An 18,109-nucleotide genomic window follows, 5' to 3' on the forward strand; every position below is an offset into this window, starting at 1 on the left:
GAATAGCGCGGCGAGGACCGTTAGCGGTCGTCGAGGGCATTGAGTGATTTCTTGATGGACTGACGCTGAAGCAGCAGCTTCCAGCGGCGGCCGCCTTGCTGGTGCCAAAGCAGGGCGAAGCGTACGCCCGTCAGCAAGGCAGCTCGCACGCGCTCGGGCATCATCCGGCTTTGCAGCAAGCTAGGATCGCCTTGCACGACGATGCGGTAACGGAACGTGGACAGCGTGTCCTGATAGAGCTGACCGAGACTGGCGATCACGTTTTCGTGCGTCTCGCCGAAATGCTTGGCTTGGCCCTGAACGCGCCCCAGACGCTCTCCCAGTGATGTCAGCATGGCATCGTCCTTGCGCAGCTTCTGCATCAGCAGCACCAGCGAGAAGCCGTAACGCATCACGGCGGGGTCGTTGCGCTGGCGGTCCATCACCGCGCTGAGGGTGTCGATGCCCAGACGCAGATTATTGTGATGGCCGCCGTAGATCGCCGCGAAGCTTTCTGGGTTGGTTTCCAGCGTGGCATGAATCAGCGTGTTCCAGGCGCGTTCGTCGCACTGCCCGGTACGGGCCAGCTCGTCGACCACCGCGGCGGCCTGGAAGACCCCCGCCAGGGCCAGGGCCTGGCGAGCGACGGCACTTTGTGGTGCGCTTTGAATCGGGGTGGGCGTCATGCGGCGTTGTCTCCTTGGTGCGCGTCTCGGTTCCATGTCTGGCGAATGACGCCGCCGCCCAGGCAGATATCATCTTCGTAGAGCACCAGCGACTGGCCCGGTGTGACGGCGCGCTGGGGATCGTCGAAGAATGCTTCGACACCGCCGTCTTCGAGCACGCGAACCTGACAGACGACGTCCTGCTGACGATAGCGGGTCTTGGCTTGGAGACGTGCTTCCGGTGCCGGCGGCTGACCGGCGACCCACTCCATGGGCTCGGTGCTCAGGCTGTCGGTGTACAAAAGCGGATGGTGCTTGCCCTGCACGGCGACCAGAACGTTACGCTCGAGATCCTTGGCGGCCACGTACCAGGGGGCGTCGGGATGGTTGGGCAGGCCGCCGATGCCCAGGCCCTGGCGCTGTCCGAGGGTGTAATACATCAGCCCCATGTGCTCGCCGATGACCTCTCCCTCGGGCGTTTCGATCGTGCCAGGCTGTGCGGGCAAGTACTGCTTCAAGAAGTCGCCGAAGCGCCGCTCACCGATGAAGCAGATGCCGGTAGAGTCCTTCTTGCGCGCGGTGGCCAGACCATGGCGCTCGGCGATGGCGCGGACCTCGCTTTTCTCCATCTCGCCGACCGGGAACAGCGTATGCGCGATGGCGACCTCCGGTACGGCGTGCAGGAAGTAGCTCTGGTCCTTGTTGGCATCCAAGCCTTTGAGCAGGCGCACGCGACCGTCACGCTCGCCGTTGCGCACGTAATGCCCGGTAGCGATGCGTTCGGCGCCGAGCATTTCGGCGTATTCGAGGAAGACCTTGAACTTGATCTCGCGGTTGCAAAGGATATCCGGGTTGGGCGTCCGGCCGGCCTTGTACTCGGCGAGGAAATGTTCGAAGACGTTATCCCAGTACTCGGCGGCGAAGTTCGCGGTATGTAACCGAATGCCGAGCTTGTCGCACACGGCCTGGGCATCAGCAAGGTCGTCTTTGGCGGTGCAGTACTCGGTGCCGTCGTCCTCGTCCCAGTTCTTCATGAACAGGCCTTCGACCTCGTAGCCCTGCTCCAGCAGGACGAGGGCGGTCACGGACGAATCGACGCCGCCGGACATGCCGACGATGACTTTGCACGCGGTAGCGGCCCCCGCGGTGGAGGATTCCGTGGCGTGAGACATGGTCACTCTCGAATGGGTTGAGGATGGATTGATGTTCGGGGCGATATTATACCTGAAACCGGCTTCGTGCTTCGAGCTTGAGCCATCAGCGCTCGTGAATTGAGCCATCAGCGTTCGTGGATCACATCGAGCGGAAACTGGCGCCCGGCCTTGGCGTCGCGTATGCGCCTGAGCACCAGTGGGCTGCGCAGGCGGTGCGCGCGCTCTAGCGCCTCTATTTCGTCGAGCGTGAGCCAATGTGCGGCGACGATGCCACTGTCCAGGTCGTTGCCCAGATGCGCCAGGGGAATCCCTACGAAGGCGTGGCTGTGAAACGTTAACTCATCGGGGGCGGCATACACATAAAGCCCCAGATAGCCGGTTAACGTGATGTGCCAGGCGGCTTCCTCGCGGGTTTCGCGTTCGGCGGCCTGGGTCAGGCGTTCGCCGGGTTCGAGATGGCCGGCGGGTTGGTTGAAGAGGCTGAACGGACCGCCCTTGTCCTCCTCGACGAGCAGGTAACGACCGGCGCGTTCGACGACGCTGGCAACAGTGATGTGGGGCGTCCAGCGGCTCATCGACGCCTCCGTTGGCGCTTGGCCGGCGTAGAGGCCTTGCTGCGCGGCGCATGCAGGGTCTCCTTGCGCCAGGCGCCCGGTGCTAGATCATCAAGACGCCAGGGGCCGATGGCGACGCGGATCAGGCGCAGCGTAGGGTGACCGACATGGGCCGTCATACGGCGCACCTGTCGGTTTCGGCCTTCGCTGAGGACGATTTCGAGCCAGGCGGTGGGTATGGCCTCGCGGTAGCGTACCGGCGGCTGGCGTGGTGCGATAACGGGCGCCTCGAGGCGCCGCACCTGGGCGGGACGCGTCGGCCCGTCCTTCAGCGTGACGCCGCTGCGCAGCGCATGTAAGGCCGTTTCCTCGGGCTCGCCCTCGACCTGGGCCCAGTAGATTTTTGGCTGCTTGTGACGCGGATGGCTAATGCGATGAGCCAGGGCGCCGTCGTCGGTCAGCAGGAGCAGACCTTCCGAGTCGTAATCGAGACGCCCGGCGGGGTATACCTCGGGGACATCGATGACGTTGGCGAGCGTTGCCCTGCCTTGCGTATCGGTAAACTGCGAGAGCATTTGATAAGGTTTATGCAGCAGGTACAGCGAACTCATGGGTGGTCTCGGACCTTTCGACAAGCAGCGGCGATGGACAAAGCCTACTCCGCACTCGGGGCGCGATGCCATACTTGCGCTTGCCAGAAGCGGGCTTTTTCGTGACGACTACCTTGTATCCATGCCCAGCCGGCCGCACATTGAAGAAACCGGAGATAGGCGGCGGTGCTGGCCCTAGGGGCTTCGTCTTGCCTATCCGGCGCGCACTTACGGAAATTTCCATCTATGTTTGAATCAGAAAGCCCATTCGTACCTCGAGCGCCTGACGCGGCAGTCATCCTTGGCATGACGCGGCCGCCTGGCGAGGATCCCCACGAAGACCCGGAGGGCGATGTATCGGTCCAATCGGCGGACCCGGAGCTGGCCAAGCCGCCGATGTACAAGGTCGTGCTGCACAACGATGACTTCACTCCCATGGAGTTCGTCGTCGAGGTGCTGCAAACCTTCTTTGCGTTAGAGCGGGAAAAAGCCGTTCAGATCATGCTTGTCGTGCATACCCATGGCAAGGCGACCTGCGGCATCTTCACCCGCGATATCGCGGAAACCAAATGTCACCAAGTCAACGAGTACGCACGCGAATGCCAGCATCCGTTACTGTGCGATATCGACGAGGCGGACTGAGACGGCACTACTACGTTAAATCGTGGTCCAAGGTAGCACTTGCATAACCTCTGTTTGTGCCCGATTGTGAAAGTGCCGACAGACGCCATAGGCGGCTAAGAGGGGATTGCCATGTTGAGCAAAGAACTTGAACTCACCCTGAACACGGCCTTCACCGTGGCGCGCTCCAAGCGCCATGAGTTCATGACCGTGGAACACCTGCTGCTGGCGTTGTTGGACAATGCCTCCGCGGCCGATGTGTTGCGAGCCTGCGGCGCCAATCTCGAAAAGCTGCGCGCCGACCTGCAGGACTTCATCAATTCCACCACCCCCTTGATCCCCGACGATCAGGAAGACCGTGAAACGCAGCCCACGCTGGGCTTCCAGCGCGTACTGCAGCGTGCCGTCTTCCATGTTCAATCCTCGGGAAAATCGGAAGTCACGGGGGCCAACGTCCTGGTCGCGATCTTCTCAGAGCAGGAAAGTCAGGCCGTCTACTTCCTCAAGCAACAGAATGTTGCGCGCGTCGATGCGGTGAATTATATCGCGCATGGCATTTCCAAGGTTGCCGGACATGGCCAGTCTCCCTCCTCGCATGAAAGTGAAGAGGCCGAAGAGGGTGTGTCGGAGGGTAGCCCCCATCCGCTGACGGGCTATGCCACCAACCTCAATGAACAGGCGCGCCTGGGCAAGATCGACCCGTTGATCGGTCGCGATCATGAGCTGGAGCGCGTGATTCAGATCCTCGCGCGGCGGCGCAAGAACAATCCGTTGCTGGTAGGCGAGGCGGGTGTCGGCAAGACTGCCATCGCCGAAGGCCTGGCCAAGCGGATCGTCGAGGAAGATGTCCCCGATGTGATCAGTGATGGTGTCGTCTACTCGCTGGACATGGGGACCTTGCTGGCTGGCACCAAGTACCGGGGGGACTTCGAGAAGCGGCTCAAGGGGCTGCTGGCCGAGTTGCGCAAACAGCCTAACTCGATCTTGTTCATCGACGAGATTCATACCGTGATCGGTGCCGGCGCCGCATCGGGCGGCGTCATGGATGCCTCCAACCTGCTCAAACCGTTGTTGTCCTCGGGCGAACTGCGCTGCATCGGCTCGACCACCTTCCAGGAATATCGTGGCATCTTCGAAAAGGATCGTGCCCTGGCGCGGCGGTTCCAGAAAGTCGACGTGCCCGAGCCGACGGTGGACGACACCATCCGTATCCTCAAGGGGTTGCGTGGACGCTTCGAGGAGCATCACGCGCTCAAGTATACCGATGGTGCGTTGGACAGTGCGGTACGCTTGGCGGATCGTTATATCAACGATCGCTTCCTGCCGGACAAGGCCATCGATGTGATCGACGAGGCGGGGGCGCATCAGCGGTTGTTACCGCCGGAAATGCGCGTCTCGACCATCGATGTCGACCAAGTCGAGGCAGTGGTCGCCTCCATTGCGCGGATTCCGCCGAAGAGTGTCTCCAGTTCGGACCGCACCTTGTTGTCGAATCTCGAGCGCGATCTCAAGATGCTGGTATTCGGTCAGGATGAAGCCATTACCAGCCTCTCGGCGGCGATCAAGCTATCGCGCGCGGGGCTGAAATCGCCCGACAAGCCAGTGGGCAGCTTCCTGTTCTCGGGGCCGACCGGTGTCGGCAAGACCGAGGTGGCGCGCCAGCTGTCGCAGTTGATGGGCATCGAACTGGTGCGCTTCGATATGTCCGAGTACATGGAGCGCCACACGGTGTCGCGTCTGATCGGCGCTCCTCCCGGCTATGTCGGATACGACCAAGGCGGCTTGCTGACCGAGGCGATCACCAAACAGCCGCATTGCGTGCTGTTGCTCGACGAGATCGAGAAGGCGCACCCCGAGGTCTTCAACCTGCTGCTGCAGGTCATGGATCATGGCCGCCTGACGGACAACAACGGTCGTGAGGCCGATTTCCGCCATGTGATCGTGATTATGACCTCGAATGCCGGGGCCGAGCAGATCGCTCGGCGCTCCATCGGCTTCCAGACACAGGATCACTCCTCGGATGCCATGGAAGTGCTGCGTAAGACCTTCTCGCCCGAGTTCCGCAATCGCCTGGACGGCATCATCCAGTTCCATGGCCTGGCGCCCTCGGTGGTGCGCAACGTGGTCGACAAGTTCCTGGTTGAACTCCAGGCGCAACTCGACGAGAAACGCGTTCAGTTGGATGTCGATGAATCGGCGCGAGCCTGGCTTGCCGAAGAGGGCTACGATCCGGAAATGGGGGCGCGTCCGATGGCGCGTGTCATCCAAGAGAAGCTCAAGAAGCCGCTTGCCGAGATGATCTTGTTCGGCGACCTCGCCGAGCACGGCGGCGTAGTCTACGTCACCATTGAAGAAGGCGAGCTACACTTGGAGACGGAGGCGGCTGTGGCCTGAGCAACCGCTCAACTCACACCGTAACGCCGCACGCTTCACGCCCTGTCGTCATGACGGGGCGTTTTTCGTGGGCGCAGTGGCAAGCCGACAGCGCGAGTGCGCCGTGATGATGGCTCAGCGGGCGCGGTAGACGATGCGACCCTTGGAAAGATCGTACGGGGTCAGTTCGACCTTGACCTTGTCGCCGGTCAGAATGCGGATGTAGTTCTTGCGCATCTTGCCGGAGATGTGGGCCGTCACGACGTGCCCGTTTTCCAGTTCGACTCGGAACATGGTGTTGGGAAGGGTATCGACCACGACACCTTCCATTTCAATATGGTCTTCACGTGCCATATTAGGCGTTTCCTCGTATTGCGTTGAAAGCTTCTTCGTAAGTGCGCCACGGTTTGCGTTGCCGTTGCCAGCACTAATTACCGACCGTGGTCAGCGTCGATTTTGAAGATAGCCCGATATTCTGCCGCATGCCGAGGGTTAAGGCAAAAATCATGTGCATGATGTTACGCTGACATCATGATGAGGGAGTATCGGATAGGGGGATTCGACGCCGCCAATATCGGCCATCGAGGTATTCTAGAGGCTGAAAATCCTGCTTGTAGCGCATCTTGCGACACTGGCGAATCCAGTACCCGAGGTAGACGTGGGGGAGCTCGAGCCGACGCGCCAGCTCGATCTGATGGAGGATCGAGTAGGCGCCAAGAGAGCGGCGCTCGAATTCCGCCCCCGGGTCGAAGAAGGTGTAAATGGCCGACACGCCATGGCTCAGAAGATCCGTCGCCGCCACGGCAAGCAGTTGGCCCTCCAGACGAAATTCGATCAAGCGTGCGTAAGGGTGATCCAGGGTCAGGAAGGTGCGGTATTGCTCGTGGCTGGGCGGGAACATGTCGCCATCGGCGTGGCGGGTGCGAATGTAACGTGCATAAAGCGCATAATGTTCTTCATGGAAAGCTGCCGGCCGTATGTGTGTTTCGAGGTCGGCATTACGTGACATCAGCTTGCGCTGCGTGCGAGAGGCCGCGAAGTCTTGCACCGGGATACGCACTGAAATGCAAGCCCGGCATCCCTCGCAGTGTGGGCGATAGAGATGGCGGCCACTGCGCCGAAAGCCCAGCAACGACAGCGCGTCGTAGACGCCTTGACCGGGCTGTTCCTGAGGGTCCAGAAATAGCGTGGTCGCCTCGCGGTCTGGTAGATAACTGCATCCATGCGGGACCGTGAGGAAGAAACGCAGATCTCGCGTGAGTTGGGACGGCGTGTTGCTGCTCACGTTGGCTTCGGCTCTTCGACTGGGAAATGATCGGGCGTAGAGGAAGACCACAGCATCGGTGATCCATGACTCTCCGCATATTGGTCAAGGTAGTCGATGAATGTTGAACGGGCGATGCTGCGTGCGCCAAGACTGGCCAGATGGGGCGTATGCACCTGGCAGTCGATCAGTCGCCCGCCGTGTGCTGCCAGATGCCGTGCAAGATGCACCAGCGCCACTTTCGACGCATCGGCGACGCGGCTGAACATCGACTCGCCGAAGAACACGCCGCCCAGACCGATCCCGTAGAGACCGCCGACCAGCTCGCCATCGCGCCATACCTCCACCGAATGGGCAATGCCTTCGGCATGCAAGCGGCAGTAGGCGTGGCGCATCTCCGGGGTGATCCAGGTGCCTGTGTAGTCTTCGCGAGGGGCGGCGCAAGCGTCGATGACAGCGCTGAAAGCGTGGTCGAAGGTTACCGTGAAACCGGCGTTGCGCAGGCGCTTGGCGAGGCTGCGGCGCACGTGAATCTCGTCAGGAAACAACACCAGACGTGGGTCGGGACTCCACCACAGGATGGGTTCACCCGGTGCAAACCATGGGAATATGCCGCGTCGATAGGCGCAGCGCAACCAGTCCGGCGAAAGCTCGCCGCCGGCAGCAAGCAGCCCGTCGGGCTCGCGTAACGCTTGTTCGACGGGTGGGAAACCGACCCGGTGGGGAGGTAACCAAGGCAACATGGGCATGCGTCTCTGCTGATATCGTTCAAGAGGGAGTTTCAGCGTACGCCAGGTATGGCATCGATAACTACCCGCTTCGCCTCCCAGCCGCGTGGCGTCGCCCTTTCGCGACAACGAGAGGTATGGTTTTTCCCCTGTGACGCAGCGCATGGGGTGGGTATGATGGCAAACCAGAAAAGCCCATCGGATGAGATGCGAGCCGTTTTTTCGTACGTGAACGATAGTGGACGGCACGCGTCGGGTAGTGTCGGCAACATTAGGTATCGCCATACGTGGCGCAAGGGGGATGGCCACTTGAGTGTCAATGGAAAACGCAACGAGCGTGGACAAACAGCGTCCCAGGCCAAGGAGCAGGCGCGCCGAGTCGTAATGCATTTGCAGGGCGTGACGCGCGAAGGTGCGGCCATCGTGCTGCTTGCTATCTGTGTCTTTCTCCTGTTGTCGCTTTTCAGCTATGTGCCTGGCGACCCGGGCTGGTCACATAGTGGCCCCAATCAAACGATCAATAACTGGATGGGCCCCGTCGGGGCGTGGTTGTCGGATGTGTTGTATTCGCTATTCGGTGCTAGCGCCTTATGGTGGCCAGGCATGTTCGGCTTCGCGGCCTGGCGGATGCTGCGTGCACGGGAAGTGAACATCGCCTGGGACCCGACGGTGCTTTCGGTACGTACCAGCGGCCTGGTACTGCTATTGCTGAGCACGACCACCTTGGGGGCGCTGCATTTCTATCATCCCGACAGCGAACTGCCTTACGCGGCGGGTGGTATTCTCGGCGAAGGGCTGGTCGGTGCCCTGCAGCCCTTGCTCAACATGCAGGGCACCACACTGGTCTCGCTGGTGGCTTTCATGTGCGGTTTTACCCTGTTCACCGGCATGACCTGGCTGGCAGTCATGGATGAACTCGGGCGTGCCATGTATCGCCTGCTGGCGTGGAGCATTGCCAAGTGGCGCGGGAGTCGGCAACGTCTCGCTCAGCGGCGTGATGCCTACGACGATGACGACATGGACGCCGCCGAGGGTGATTCGGCATTGGAGGAGGATGAGGCGCCAGCGGATGAGGAAAGACGCCCCTCGTGGTGGCAGCGCTGGCGGTCGTCAAGGCGCGCCCCTCAATTGGCGAGTGCAACGGCGGAGCCATCGTATGCGACGGCCAGTGAACGCCGTGTGGAACCATCTTTCGAGACTACCGATTTCGAGACTACCGAGCCCACGCTCGGAACCTCGGCATGGCGCAATGACGGCAAGACCGATATCCCTTGGGATGTTCCCGAGCACACGCCTTCCGCCAAGCGCCCGGATGCCGCCTATACGGCTCGCCAGCGTGCCGATGACGAGCGGGCCAGTTCCGACGCCACCGAGACACCACAGCGCCATGCGACCACTTCCACAGCGCCGCAGGACAGGTCTCGCAACGAGCGTGGCGAAAGCGAGAAACCCCGCTCCACGGAATCTGTTTCTGAGGAGCTCAACGCATCGCCTCAGACGCCGTCCCAAGCGGATACGGGTTCTGAGGCCCCGATGCGCGCCGACGTCACGCGACGGCGTATCCCCGAGCCCATTCCGGAGCCTCTGACCGCCGACGACGATGACGATGTACCGCTCGGCGATTGGGGCATCCAGGCCCGTCGCGACGATGATAACGTCAGAGTGACGTCCCCCGACACGCCAGCGCGCGAGCCGGATGATGCTTCGACGACGGCGTCCGAGGATGCCGCGCCGCCGGCACCCGCGCCCGAGGCGCCATCGGCGTCGCCGCGTCCTCGTATCAGCTGGGACGACGAAGCCCCAGAAGGTCGCTCATCGGCGCCTGCCCCGGCGCACTCCGAGCCCGAGGTGCCGGACGCGCCGGAGGCACATCCTGCGGATGAGCCGCCCTCAGCGCCACGTGGCCAGGTGGAAAGCGCTCCCGGGGAAACGCCCGACGTACGCGCCGCCGAGCCGTCGCCGAGCGAGCCGGTAGCCGATGACGAGGCGCCGGCGTTGTGGACGGTGGAACACCTGCAAAACCAGCGTCCTGAGACCGTGCCATCGACCGAGCCTGAAGGGGCGTTGCCGACGTTGCGGTTGTTGACGCCCACCGGCGAACAAAAGCCCAACTATACCGATGAGCAGTTGGCCGATATGGCTGAGCTGCTGGAAACGCGGCTGCGTGAATACGGCGTCAAGGCCGAGGTCGTCGATACCTGGCCGGGCCCGGTCATCACCCGTTTCGAGATCAAGCCCGCCGCCGGGGTCAAGGTCTCCAAGATCAGCAACCTGTCGAAGGATTTGGCGCGTTCGCTGATGGTCAAGAGCGTGCGCGTGGTGGAGATCATTCCTGGGCGTCCCACGGTGGGGATCGAGATTCCCAATCCCAATCGCGCCATGATCCGGTTACGCGAAGTGCTCGATTCGGATGTCTATCAGCAAGCCGAGTCGCCGCTCACCATGGGGCTGGGTCAGGACATCGGCGGTAATCCGGTGGTCGCCAATCTCAACAAGATGCCACACCTGCTGGTGGCCGGTACCACAGGGTCGGGCAAGTCGGTGGGCGTCAATGCCATGCTCATATCGATGCTTCTCAAGGCGACCCCGGATGAAGTGCGCATGATCATGGTCGACCCCAAGATGCTGGAACTGTCGGTCTACGATGGCATTCCGCATCTGCTGGCGCCGGTGGTCACTGACATGAAAGAAGCCGCCAATGCGTTGCGCTGGTGCGTGGCCGAAATGGAGCGGCGCTACAAGCTGATGGCGGCGATGGGCGTACGCAATTTGGCGGGCTTCAATGCCAAGCTCGACGAGGCCGAGCGCCACGGCGCCCAGGTCGCCGATCCGCTATGGGAGCCGCAGCCGTGGGAGATGCATCAGCAGCCACCGGTGCTTGAGAAGTTGCCATACATCGTGGTGGTGATCGACGAATTCGCCGACATGTTCATGATCGTCGGCAAGAAGGTCGAAGAGCTGATCGCGCGTCTGGCGCAAAAGGCCCGCGCGGCGGGGATTCACTTGATCCTTGCCACTCAGCGTCCCTCGGTCGACGTGGTTACTGGCCTGATCAAGGCCAACATTCCCACGCGCATGGCGTTTCAGGTGTCCTCCAGGGTGGATTCGCGCACCATCCTCGACCAGGGCGGTGCCGAGAACTTGCTGGGGCACGGCGATATGCTTTATCTGCCGGCAGGGGCCGGTATGCCCACCCGTGTGCACGGGGCCTTCGTCGACGATGACGAAGTTCATCGCATCGTCGAGGACTGGAAGCGGCGCGGTGAACCTGAATACGTCGATGAAATCCTCTCGGGGGGAGTCTCGGCCGATGCCTTGGCAGGTCTCGAGTCGGAAGGTGCTGAAAGCAACGACCCCGAGCGGGACGCGCTCTACGATGAAGCCGTGCAGTTCGTCACCGAGTCACGTCGTGCCTCGATCTCGGCGGTCCAGCGTCGTTTCAAGATCGGCTATAACCGGGCAGCGCGCCTGGTCGAGACCATGGAGTCGGCGGGTGTCGTATCGTCGATGGGCACCAATGGGGCTCGCGAAGTGCTGGCATCGCCGCCCGCTGCCGATCATTGAGTGCGCAAGCATCCCGAGAGGCTAGTGAAAAGTGCAAAGACGGTGGACGTTACCTCGTGTGGCGCAACTTTTTCGCCCGAGGTGGCGTCACACCGTGTCATGCAGGATGAGTAAACAAGGAGTGGTAATGAGAACATTCAAGCTGGCCCTGGCCCTGGGCGCGGCACTCGCGTTGCCGAGTATGGCGCAAGCGGATGGCGTGGAGCGTTTGACGAATTTGTTGGAGCCGCTGGAAAGCTATTCGGCGGATTTCGAACAGCAGATCCTCGATGGTAGCGGCCAGCGTCTGCAGAAGGTCGAAGGCCACATGTGGTTGTCCCGCCCCGGCCAGTTTCACTGGGAAGTCGACGCGCCGTACCAGCAGGTCGTGGTTTCGGATGGCGATAAGGTGTATCTCTACGACCCCGACCTGCAACAGGTCAGTGTTCGCCCGCTCGATACACGGGTGACGCATACGCCGGCGTTGTTGCTATCGGGAAGCGCCGAGGCCCTGACCGAGAACTACGAGGTGACAAGCAGCGAGGAATCCGGCATCGAGACCTTCACGCTCATACCGAAGTCGCCCGACACGTTGTTCGAGAGTCTCGAGCTTACCTTCGAGGATGACCGCCTGGAGGGCTTGCAGATGGAAGACAGTACGGGGCAGCGTACCGCGATCAACTTCGATGACATCGAGGTCAACGGAGACATTTCGGAATCGCGTTTCGAATTCGAGATTCCCGACGGGGCGGACGTCATCCGCGAAGGCGGTTGACCGACGTCGTTTACTGACACGCCAGGTCCGCGTGGCCTGGCGTTTTGCGTTTTATAGCACGCTTGCCGAGAGTTCTCGAGGCAGGCGAGTATCAAGACGAGGAGGAAGTGCCATGCATGTCATCGTCGATTTATGCGTCGTGCCGCTGGGCGTGGGTGTTTCGGTGGGGGAACACGTCGCGGCTTGCCAGCGCGTTATCGAGGCCTCGGGGCTCGAGTACCGCATGCACGCCTACGGCACCAACATCGAGGGCCCGTGGGACGACGTGATGGCGGTGGTCAAGGCTTGTCATCAGCGCGTGCACGAGATGGGCGCGCCGCGCATTACCACCACGCTGAAGTTGGGCACGCGCACCGATCGTGAGCAACACATGGATGACAAGGTGGCCAGCGTCGAGCGTCACCTGCAGTCGCCTTGACTCTGGCCCATGAGACGCGTCTAGAGCAGTGGCTGAGACTCTGGCGAGGGCGGCATGAGCCAGGCGCTGCTCATGTCGAGCAGGTGGGCGGTCAAGGCGTCCAGTGTGTCGCCGCCGTGACGCCAGTGATGCCAGTACAACGGCACATCGATGTAGCTGTCCGCGTCGAGGTCGACCAGACGCCCCTCACGTAGTTCGCGCTCCACCTGCCGTTCGGGAATCAATCCGTAGCCCATGCCGGCTAGGGCCAGGTGTACGAAGCCTTCCGAGGACGGGCACAGATGGTGCGGAAAGGATTCCTTATAGGCCCGCATCTCCAGATAACGATGCTGAAGGCGGTCATCGGGCCCAAACACGATGGCCGGCGCCTTGCGCAAGGCATCGTGCGTCAGACCTTCACTGAAATGGCGTGAAACATAGCCAGGGCTGGCGATGGCGCGGTAGCGCATGCTACCCAAGGCGTGCGCACGGGCGCCCTGCACGGGGCGTGGCGTGGCACAGATGCAGCCGGCAACCTCACCATCGCGCATGCGCTTGAGCGCGACGTCCTGATCCTCGACGATCAAATCCAATAAAACGCCTTGGCGCCGACAGAAGTCGCCGGTGGTCGGCGACCACCAGGTGGCCAGGCTGTCGGCGTTGATGGCGAGGCGCAGGCGTTGTTCGCGTTCACCAAGTGCCGGGATTTTATCGAGCAGGTCATGCTCGAGAAGCCGAACCTGCTGCACATGATTGAGTAGCCGTCGACCCAGAGGGGTCGGGGATAGCTTGGGCGTGCGTACCAGCACCGGTTGGCCGAGGCGCGCTTCGAGCAACTTGATGCGTTGCGAGACGGCCGACTGGGTAAGCCCCAGGTGATGTGCACCGCGTTCGAAGCCTCCTTGGTCGACCACGACGGCCAGTGCTTCGAGAAGTTTGTAATCGAGCATCAGTAAACGTTATCACCCATTCCTTGAATTAATTTAACTTATTTATGTAGTCAAGCGTATTCTGCGTCACTTATCAACGTATCCCGGTTGAAAAGGGAGGGAATCGGATATGTGGGGCTCCTGGCTCAATGGCCTGTTCGTGGGGGCGGGTTTGATCATTGCCATCGGTGCGCAGAATGCTTTCGTGCTGCAACGTGGACTGACGAATGAATATCCCTGGTGGGTGGCGATCGTCTGTGCGTTGTGTGATCTGATGCTGATAGGTGCGGGTGTGCTGGGGCTGGGGGCCTTGTTGGCGTCGCATGCGGGGCTCATGCAGATGGCACGTTGGGGCGGCGTGGCGTTCTTGAGTTGGCAGGCATGGCAAGCCTGGCAGCGTGTACGTCGTCCTGCCTCGCTCAAGGCCGGTGGTGAGACACGGCCTCGTCTGTGGGGTGTGTTGATGGCGACGCTGGCCGTGACCTTGCTCAACCCGCATGTGTATCTGGATACGGTGATCATGCTCGGTGCTATCGGTGCCCAGCAAGCCGCGCCAGAAGCCTTCGTGATCGGTGCGGCCATGGCGTCGTTGGGGTGGTTCTTCGGGCTGGTGGGCGGCGCGAGCTGGTTGGCACCGCGTCTGGCCAATCCGCGTGCCTGGCAGGTCATCGAGGGCGGGATCTGCGCCATACTGTTATTGGTGGCATGGCAACTGGCCACGGCGCCATTGGGAGCTGCCTGAGCTTACCACCAATGGTGCTCAAGAGATTCAAACAAACGCTTGACTTGGTGATTGTCGGCGCTTAATTTCAAACGAATGTTTGATGTCCTCGGGACACCTGCCCGTACCGTTCAGGAGCTTCAATATGCCCAGTTATCAGGCGCCGCTACGCGATTTTCGTTTCGTGATGGACGAGGTTCTCGATTACCCCCGTCATTATGCCCAATTGCCTCAGGCTGAAGAGGTCACTCCAGATGTGGTAAGCGCGATTCTGGAAGAAGGCGCACGCTTCACGCGCGAGGTGTTACTGCCGCTCAACCGAACCGGTGACGAGCAAGGGTGTCGACTCGAAGGTGGCGAGGTGCTGACGCCTTCGGGATTCAAGGAAGCCTATGCCCAGTACGTGGAAGGCGGCTGGCCGAGTCTATCCGGCGATACGGCCTATCACGGGCAAGGGTTGCCGACGTCGCTTGGCATGATGCTCTCGGAGATGGTGTGTTCGAGCAATCTGGCGTGGGGCATGTACCCGGGACTTTCCCAGGGCGCCGCCGATGCGCTTCGCCATCATGGTAGCGATGGGCAGAAAGCGCAGTATCTGACCAAGCTCAATGACGGCACCTGGACGGGCTCCATGTGTCTGACCGAGCCGCAATGCGGCACCGACCTTGGCCTGATCAAGACCCGAGCGCGTCCTGACGAGGCGGGTGGTTATCTCATCACCGGGACCAAAATCTTCATCTCCGCGGGCGAGCATGATCTGGCCGAGAACATCGTGCACCTGGTCCTGGCCAAACTGCCCGATGCACCGGAGGGTACCAAGGGGATTTCCCTATTCGTGGTGCCCAAGTATCTGCCCGATGCCGAAGGCGAAGCCGGTGAACGCAATGCCGTCAGCTGCGGTGCCCTGGAGCACAAGATGGGCATTCACGGTAATGCCACTTGCGTGATGAACTTCGATGGCGCGCGGGGGTATCTCGTTGGCGAACCCCACAAGGGGCTGGCCTGTATGTTCACCATGATGAACGTGGCGCGTATCGGTGTCGGCATCCAGGGGCTGGGGCTGATGGAGGTGAGCTTTCAGAATGCCTTGGCCTACGCCCGTGATCGTCTGCAGATGCGTGCCCTGTCCGGTGCGCAGGAAGCTGACAAGCCAGCCGATCCGATCATCTCGCATCCCGATGTACGCCGCATGTTGCTGACCCAGAAGGCGCTGGCCGAGGGCGGGCGCATGCTGGTGCTGCATGCCGCGCAACTCGCGGATCGCGTCGAATGCGTGACCTCCGACGCCGAGCGGGAAGCGGCCGAAACCGAGCTGGGCTTGCTGACGCCCATCGTCAAGGCGTTCTTGACCGAGGTGGGTTTCGAGGCCACCAATGAAGGCGTGCAGGTCTTTGGGGGGCACGGCTACATCCGCGAATGGGGCATGGAGCAGTACGTGCGAGATGCCCGCATTACACGCCTCTACGAAGGCACTACGGGTATCCAGGCGCTGGATCTATTGGGCCGCAAAGTGCTGATGAGCCAGGGTGAGGCACTCAAACCCTTCACCAAGCAGATTCACAAGTTCTGCCAGGCCCACGAAGGCGATGCCGCCATGGCGGAGTTCGTCACGCCCTTGGCGAAGCTCAATGCAGAATGGGGCGAGATCACCATGGCGGTGGGCATGAAGGCCATGCAGGATCGCGAAGAAGTGGGCGCCGCGAGTGTCGATTACCTGATGTATTCCGGCTACGTCACCCTGGCGTTTTTCTGGGCCCGCGCGGCGCAGGCGGCGCATCAAGCCCTGGCCGGTAACCCCGACGACGCGGCGTTCTACCGTGCCAAGCTCGATACCGCTCGCTTCTATTATCAGCGTTTGCTGCCGCGTACCCGCGCGCATGCCGAGATGATCCGTGCCGGTGGAGAGTCGTTGATGGCCATGCAGGCTGAGGACTTCGGGCACGGTTTCGCCATTTGATCGTGGCTCGGGCCCGCATACCTGAATGATGCTTGGCGGACCGTTTCGAGGTCCGCCTTGTTTGTCTCTAGCGGTGGGGGCTGGCGTTTGTGCAAGTACCCCCTGCCAGGCAGAATAGGGCCTTGGTTTCGTCAAGGATGCGAACGCACCATGCCCCCCGGACATGACCCCGGTTCACAGAACCTCCCTCTCAACTTGATGCTGACGCTGGCGTCTTTGGTGATCATCGTTGGCGGTATGCAGGCCGGCGCCGACTTGCTGATTCCCATATTGCTGTCGCTGTTCATCGCCGTTATCTGCACATCGCCGGTGCACTGGCTGCATGAGCACGGCCTGGGAATGCGGTTGTCGGTGTTGGTCACGCTGCTGATACTCGGGGTATTGGTGACTCTGTTGGGCGCACTGCTTGGCAATAGTTTCACGACCTTCATGGACGCCTTGCCTAAGCTTCAAGAGCAGCTGCAAGAGCACTATATGACCGTGCTGCGATGGCTGGCGGGGCAGGGGATCTCCATCGACCCCCAGGGTGTCTCGCGGCTTCTCGATGCCTCCCAGGCGACCGATTGGGTCCCCGTTTTTCTGAGCAGTGTGGGTAACCTGCTCTCGCAAAGCGTTGTGATCATGCTGTTGGTGATCTTCATGTTGTTCGAGACATTGGAATTCCGCAACAAGGTCTCACAAGCCTTGCTCAATCCCGCGCCGAGCCTTCAGCGTTTCACCGAATTCAGTCGCAATCTCAAGCGCTACCTGGCCATCAAGACGGTGATCAGCTTGGTGACCGGCGTGCTGGTGTGGGGCTCTTGCATGATTATCGGTGTCGATTTCGCGCTGCTATGGGGGACCCTGGCGTTCTGTCTCAATTACATTCCCAATATCGGCTCGGCCTTGGCGGCCGTTCCTGCCGTGCTCTTGACCTTGGCGATGCCGGAAGGTGGCCCCTTCAAGGCGATGCTGCTGGCAAGTGCCTATCTGGCGATCAATTTTCTAATGGGCAATATCATCGAGCCACGGATCATGGGGCGCACGATGGGGCTTTCCACGCTGGTGGCATTCTTGTCGCTGGTGGTATGGGGATGGATCTTCGGGCCGGTGGGTATGTTGCTATCGGTGCCGTTGACCATGACGCTCAAGATTGCTCTGGATAGTCATCCCGAGACGCGTTGGTTAGCGAAATTGCTGAGCCCTTCCGAACGCGTGCGGCACCGTCGTGCCGAGGTCACCCCGGAGCCGCCTCCCGAGTAGCCTATGTCTCCGACAGTCCTTGTAACGACAATCGCCCCGCATGAGCGGGGCGATTGTCAGCGTGCTTCAAAAGCTTAACGCCGTGGTCTCAGGCGTTCTGATCGATGAACTGTGTCAGCTGTGACTTGGACTGCGCACCGACCAAGGAAGCCACCTTGGCGCCGGACTTGAACATCATCACGGTCGGAACGCCGCGGACACCTTGCTCGGCGGCGATTTCCGGTGCGTCGTCGACGTTGATGCTGACGACCTTGAGGCCACCGGCTTTCTCGTCGGCGACTTCATCGACCACGGGGGCCATCATCTTGCAAGGGCCGCACCACGGTGCCCAGAACTTGAGCAGTACGGGCTGTTCGGCGTTGACGACTTCCTGCTCGAAGTTAGCGGAGGTGACATCGACATTATTAGCCATTACGAATCTCTCCAGTATTCCATTGCGCTTTTGCGAGCGTAGATGAGGCGATGGTAGCCGCTGACCATGGCCCTGGCAAATGCCCCATCGGTATGGTGACAATAGCATCAGCCTATCATGTTGGCGCTTTTCCACGCACCACCACGGTGCGGTATTGCCAGGCTGTCGGCGCTCTTCTACTCTCGCACCATATGCTTTAAAGTAA

At 61.1% G+C, this 18,109-nt stretch carries 17 protein-coding genes; 8 read left to right on the forward strand and 9 right to left on the reverse strand.

Annotated features, from left to right (window positions below; genetic code table 11):
* Window positions 1–20 precede the first annotated feature (20 nt).
* From hflD to LUN51_RS03510, 4 genes are all read right to left on the reverse strand, one after another.
* Entirely contained in the window at window positions 21–665 is a 645-nt protein-coding gene (gene hflD / locus LUN51_RS03495) for a high frequency lysogenization protein HflD (protein ID WP_277810156.1), read from the reverse strand.
* Window positions 662–1,816 (reverse strand): tRNA 2-thiouridine(34) synthase MnmA, encoded by a 1,155-nt coding sequence (gene mnmA / locus LUN51_RS03500; RefSeq protein ID WP_277810157.1) that lies wholly within the window; start codon window positions 1,814–1,816, stop codon window positions 662–664. Before mnmA ends, hflD begins: the two co-directional genes overlap by 4 nt.
* A gap of 107 nt (window positions 1,817–1,923) precedes the next feature.
* A complete protein-coding gene (locus LUN51_RS03505) occupies window positions 1,924–2,373 on the reverse strand; it encodes an NUDIX hydrolase (protein WP_040242272.1) in 450 nt (149 codons plus the stop codon).
* A complete protein-coding gene (locus LUN51_RS03510; RefSeq protein ID WP_277810158.1) occupies window positions 2,370–2,963 on the reverse strand; it encodes a pseudouridine synthase in 594 nt (197 codons plus the stop codon). Before LUN51_RS03510 ends, LUN51_RS03505 begins: the two co-directional genes overlap by 4 nt.
* A gap of 285 nt (window positions 2,964–3,248) precedes the next feature.
* Between LUN51_RS03510 and clpS the strand changes: the two genes are divergently transcribed.
* Window positions 3,249–3,584, forward strand: coding sequence for an ATP-dependent Clp protease adapter ClpS (gene clpS, locus LUN51_RS03515; protein ID WP_245798073.1), 336 nt, complete (start codon window positions 3,249–3,251; stop codon window positions 3,582–3,584).
* 111 nt (window positions 3,585–3,695) lie between these two features.
* Window positions 3,696–5,957, forward strand: a complete 2,262-nt coding sequence (gene clpA / locus LUN51_RS03520) for an ATP-dependent Clp protease ATP-binding subunit ClpA (RefSeq protein ID WP_040242266.1) — start codon at window positions 3,696–3,698, stop codon at window positions 5,955–5,957.
* A 114-nt stretch (window positions 5,958–6,071) separates the two neighbouring features.
* Here clpA and infA read toward each other — a convergent pair whose 3' ends face one another.
* From infA to aat, 3 genes are all read right to left on the reverse strand, one after another.
* Window positions 6,072–6,290, reverse strand: a complete 219-nt coding sequence (infA, locus tag LUN51_RS03525; protein WP_011507732.1) for a translation initiation factor IF-1 — start codon at window positions 6,288–6,290, stop codon at window positions 6,072–6,074.
* A gap of 175 nt (window positions 6,291–6,465) precedes the next feature.
* Window positions 6,466–7,221 carry an arginyltransferase gene (locus LUN51_RS03530; protein ID WP_277810159.1) on the reverse strand — a complete coding sequence of 252 codons (756 nt, stop codon included), beginning with the start codon at window positions 7,219–7,221 and terminating at the stop codon, window positions 6,466–6,468.
* Entirely contained in the window at window positions 7,218–7,943 is a 726-nt protein-coding gene (aat, locus tag LUN51_RS03535; RefSeq protein WP_277810188.1) for a leucyl/phenylalanyl-tRNA--protein transferase, read from the reverse strand. Before aat ends, LUN51_RS03530 begins: the two co-directional genes overlap by 4 nt.
* A 294-nt stretch (window positions 7,944–8,237) precedes the next feature.
* On the opposite strand from aat, the gene LUN51_RS03540 reads away from it, so the two are divergent.
* The 3 genes from LUN51_RS03540 (at window position 8,238) to LUN51_RS03550 (ending at window position 12,664) form a co-directional block, all read left to right on the forward strand.
* A complete protein-coding gene (locus tag LUN51_RS03540) occupies window positions 8,238–11,492 on the forward strand; it encodes a DNA translocase FtsK 4TM domain-containing protein (RefSeq protein WP_431355557.1) in 3,255 nt (1,084 codons plus the stop codon).
* A gap of 127 nt (window positions 11,493–11,619) precedes the next feature.
* Window positions 11,620–12,246, forward strand: coding sequence for an outer membrane lipoprotein chaperone LolA (gene lolA, locus LUN51_RS03545; RefSeq protein ID WP_277810160.1), 627 nt, complete (start codon window positions 11,620–11,622; stop codon window positions 12,244–12,246).
* Window positions 12,247–12,358: 112 nt separating this feature from the next.
* Window positions 12,359–12,664: an MTH1187 family thiamine-binding protein gene (locus tag LUN51_RS03550; protein ID WP_246920492.1), complete on the forward strand. Its 306-nt coding sequence runs from the start codon at window positions 12,359–12,361 to the stop codon at window positions 12,662–12,664.
* 20 nt (window positions 12,665–12,684) lie between these two features.
* Here LUN51_RS03550 and LUN51_RS03555 read toward each other — a convergent pair whose 3' ends face one another.
* Window positions 12,685–13,593, reverse strand: coding sequence for a LysR family transcriptional regulator ArgP (locus LUN51_RS03555; RefSeq protein WP_246920493.1), 909 nt, complete (start codon window positions 13,591–13,593; stop codon window positions 12,685–12,687).
* Between the two features lie 109 nt (window positions 13,594–13,702).
* Between LUN51_RS03555 and LUN51_RS03560 the strand changes: the two genes are divergently transcribed.
* From LUN51_RS03560 to LUN51_RS03570, 3 genes are all read left to right on the forward strand, one after another.
* Window positions 13,703–14,314 carry a LysE/ArgO family amino acid transporter gene (locus LUN51_RS03560; RefSeq protein WP_277810161.1) on the forward strand — a complete coding sequence of 204 codons (612 nt, stop codon included), beginning with the start codon at window positions 13,703–13,705 and terminating at the stop codon, window positions 14,312–14,314.
* Window positions 14,315–14,438: 124 nt separating this feature from the next.
* Entirely contained in the window at window positions 14,439–16,250 is a 1,812-nt protein-coding gene (locus tag LUN51_RS03565; RefSeq protein ID WP_277810162.1) for an acyl-CoA dehydrogenase C-terminal domain-containing protein, read from the forward strand.
* A gap of 150 nt (window positions 16,251–16,400) precedes the next feature.
* A complete protein-coding gene (locus tag LUN51_RS03570; RefSeq protein ID WP_277810163.1) occupies window positions 16,401–17,492 on the forward strand; it encodes an AI-2E family transporter in 1,092 nt (363 codons plus the stop codon).
* An 88-nt stretch (window positions 17,493–17,580) separates the two neighbouring features.
* On the opposite strand, the gene trxA is transcribed toward LUN51_RS03570, so the two are convergent.
* Window positions 17,581–17,904: a thioredoxin gene (gene trxA, locus LUN51_RS03575; protein WP_075369080.1), complete on the reverse strand. Its 324-nt coding sequence runs from the start codon at window positions 17,902–17,904 to the stop codon at window positions 17,581–17,583.
* Window positions 17,905–18,109: the final 205 nt, after the last annotated feature.

The sequence above is a fragment of the Chromohalobacter canadensis genome (assembly GCF_029544075.1).
Lineage (GTDB): Bacteria > Pseudomonadota > Gammaproteobacteria > Pseudomonadales > Halomonadaceae > Chromohalobacter > Chromohalobacter canadensis_A.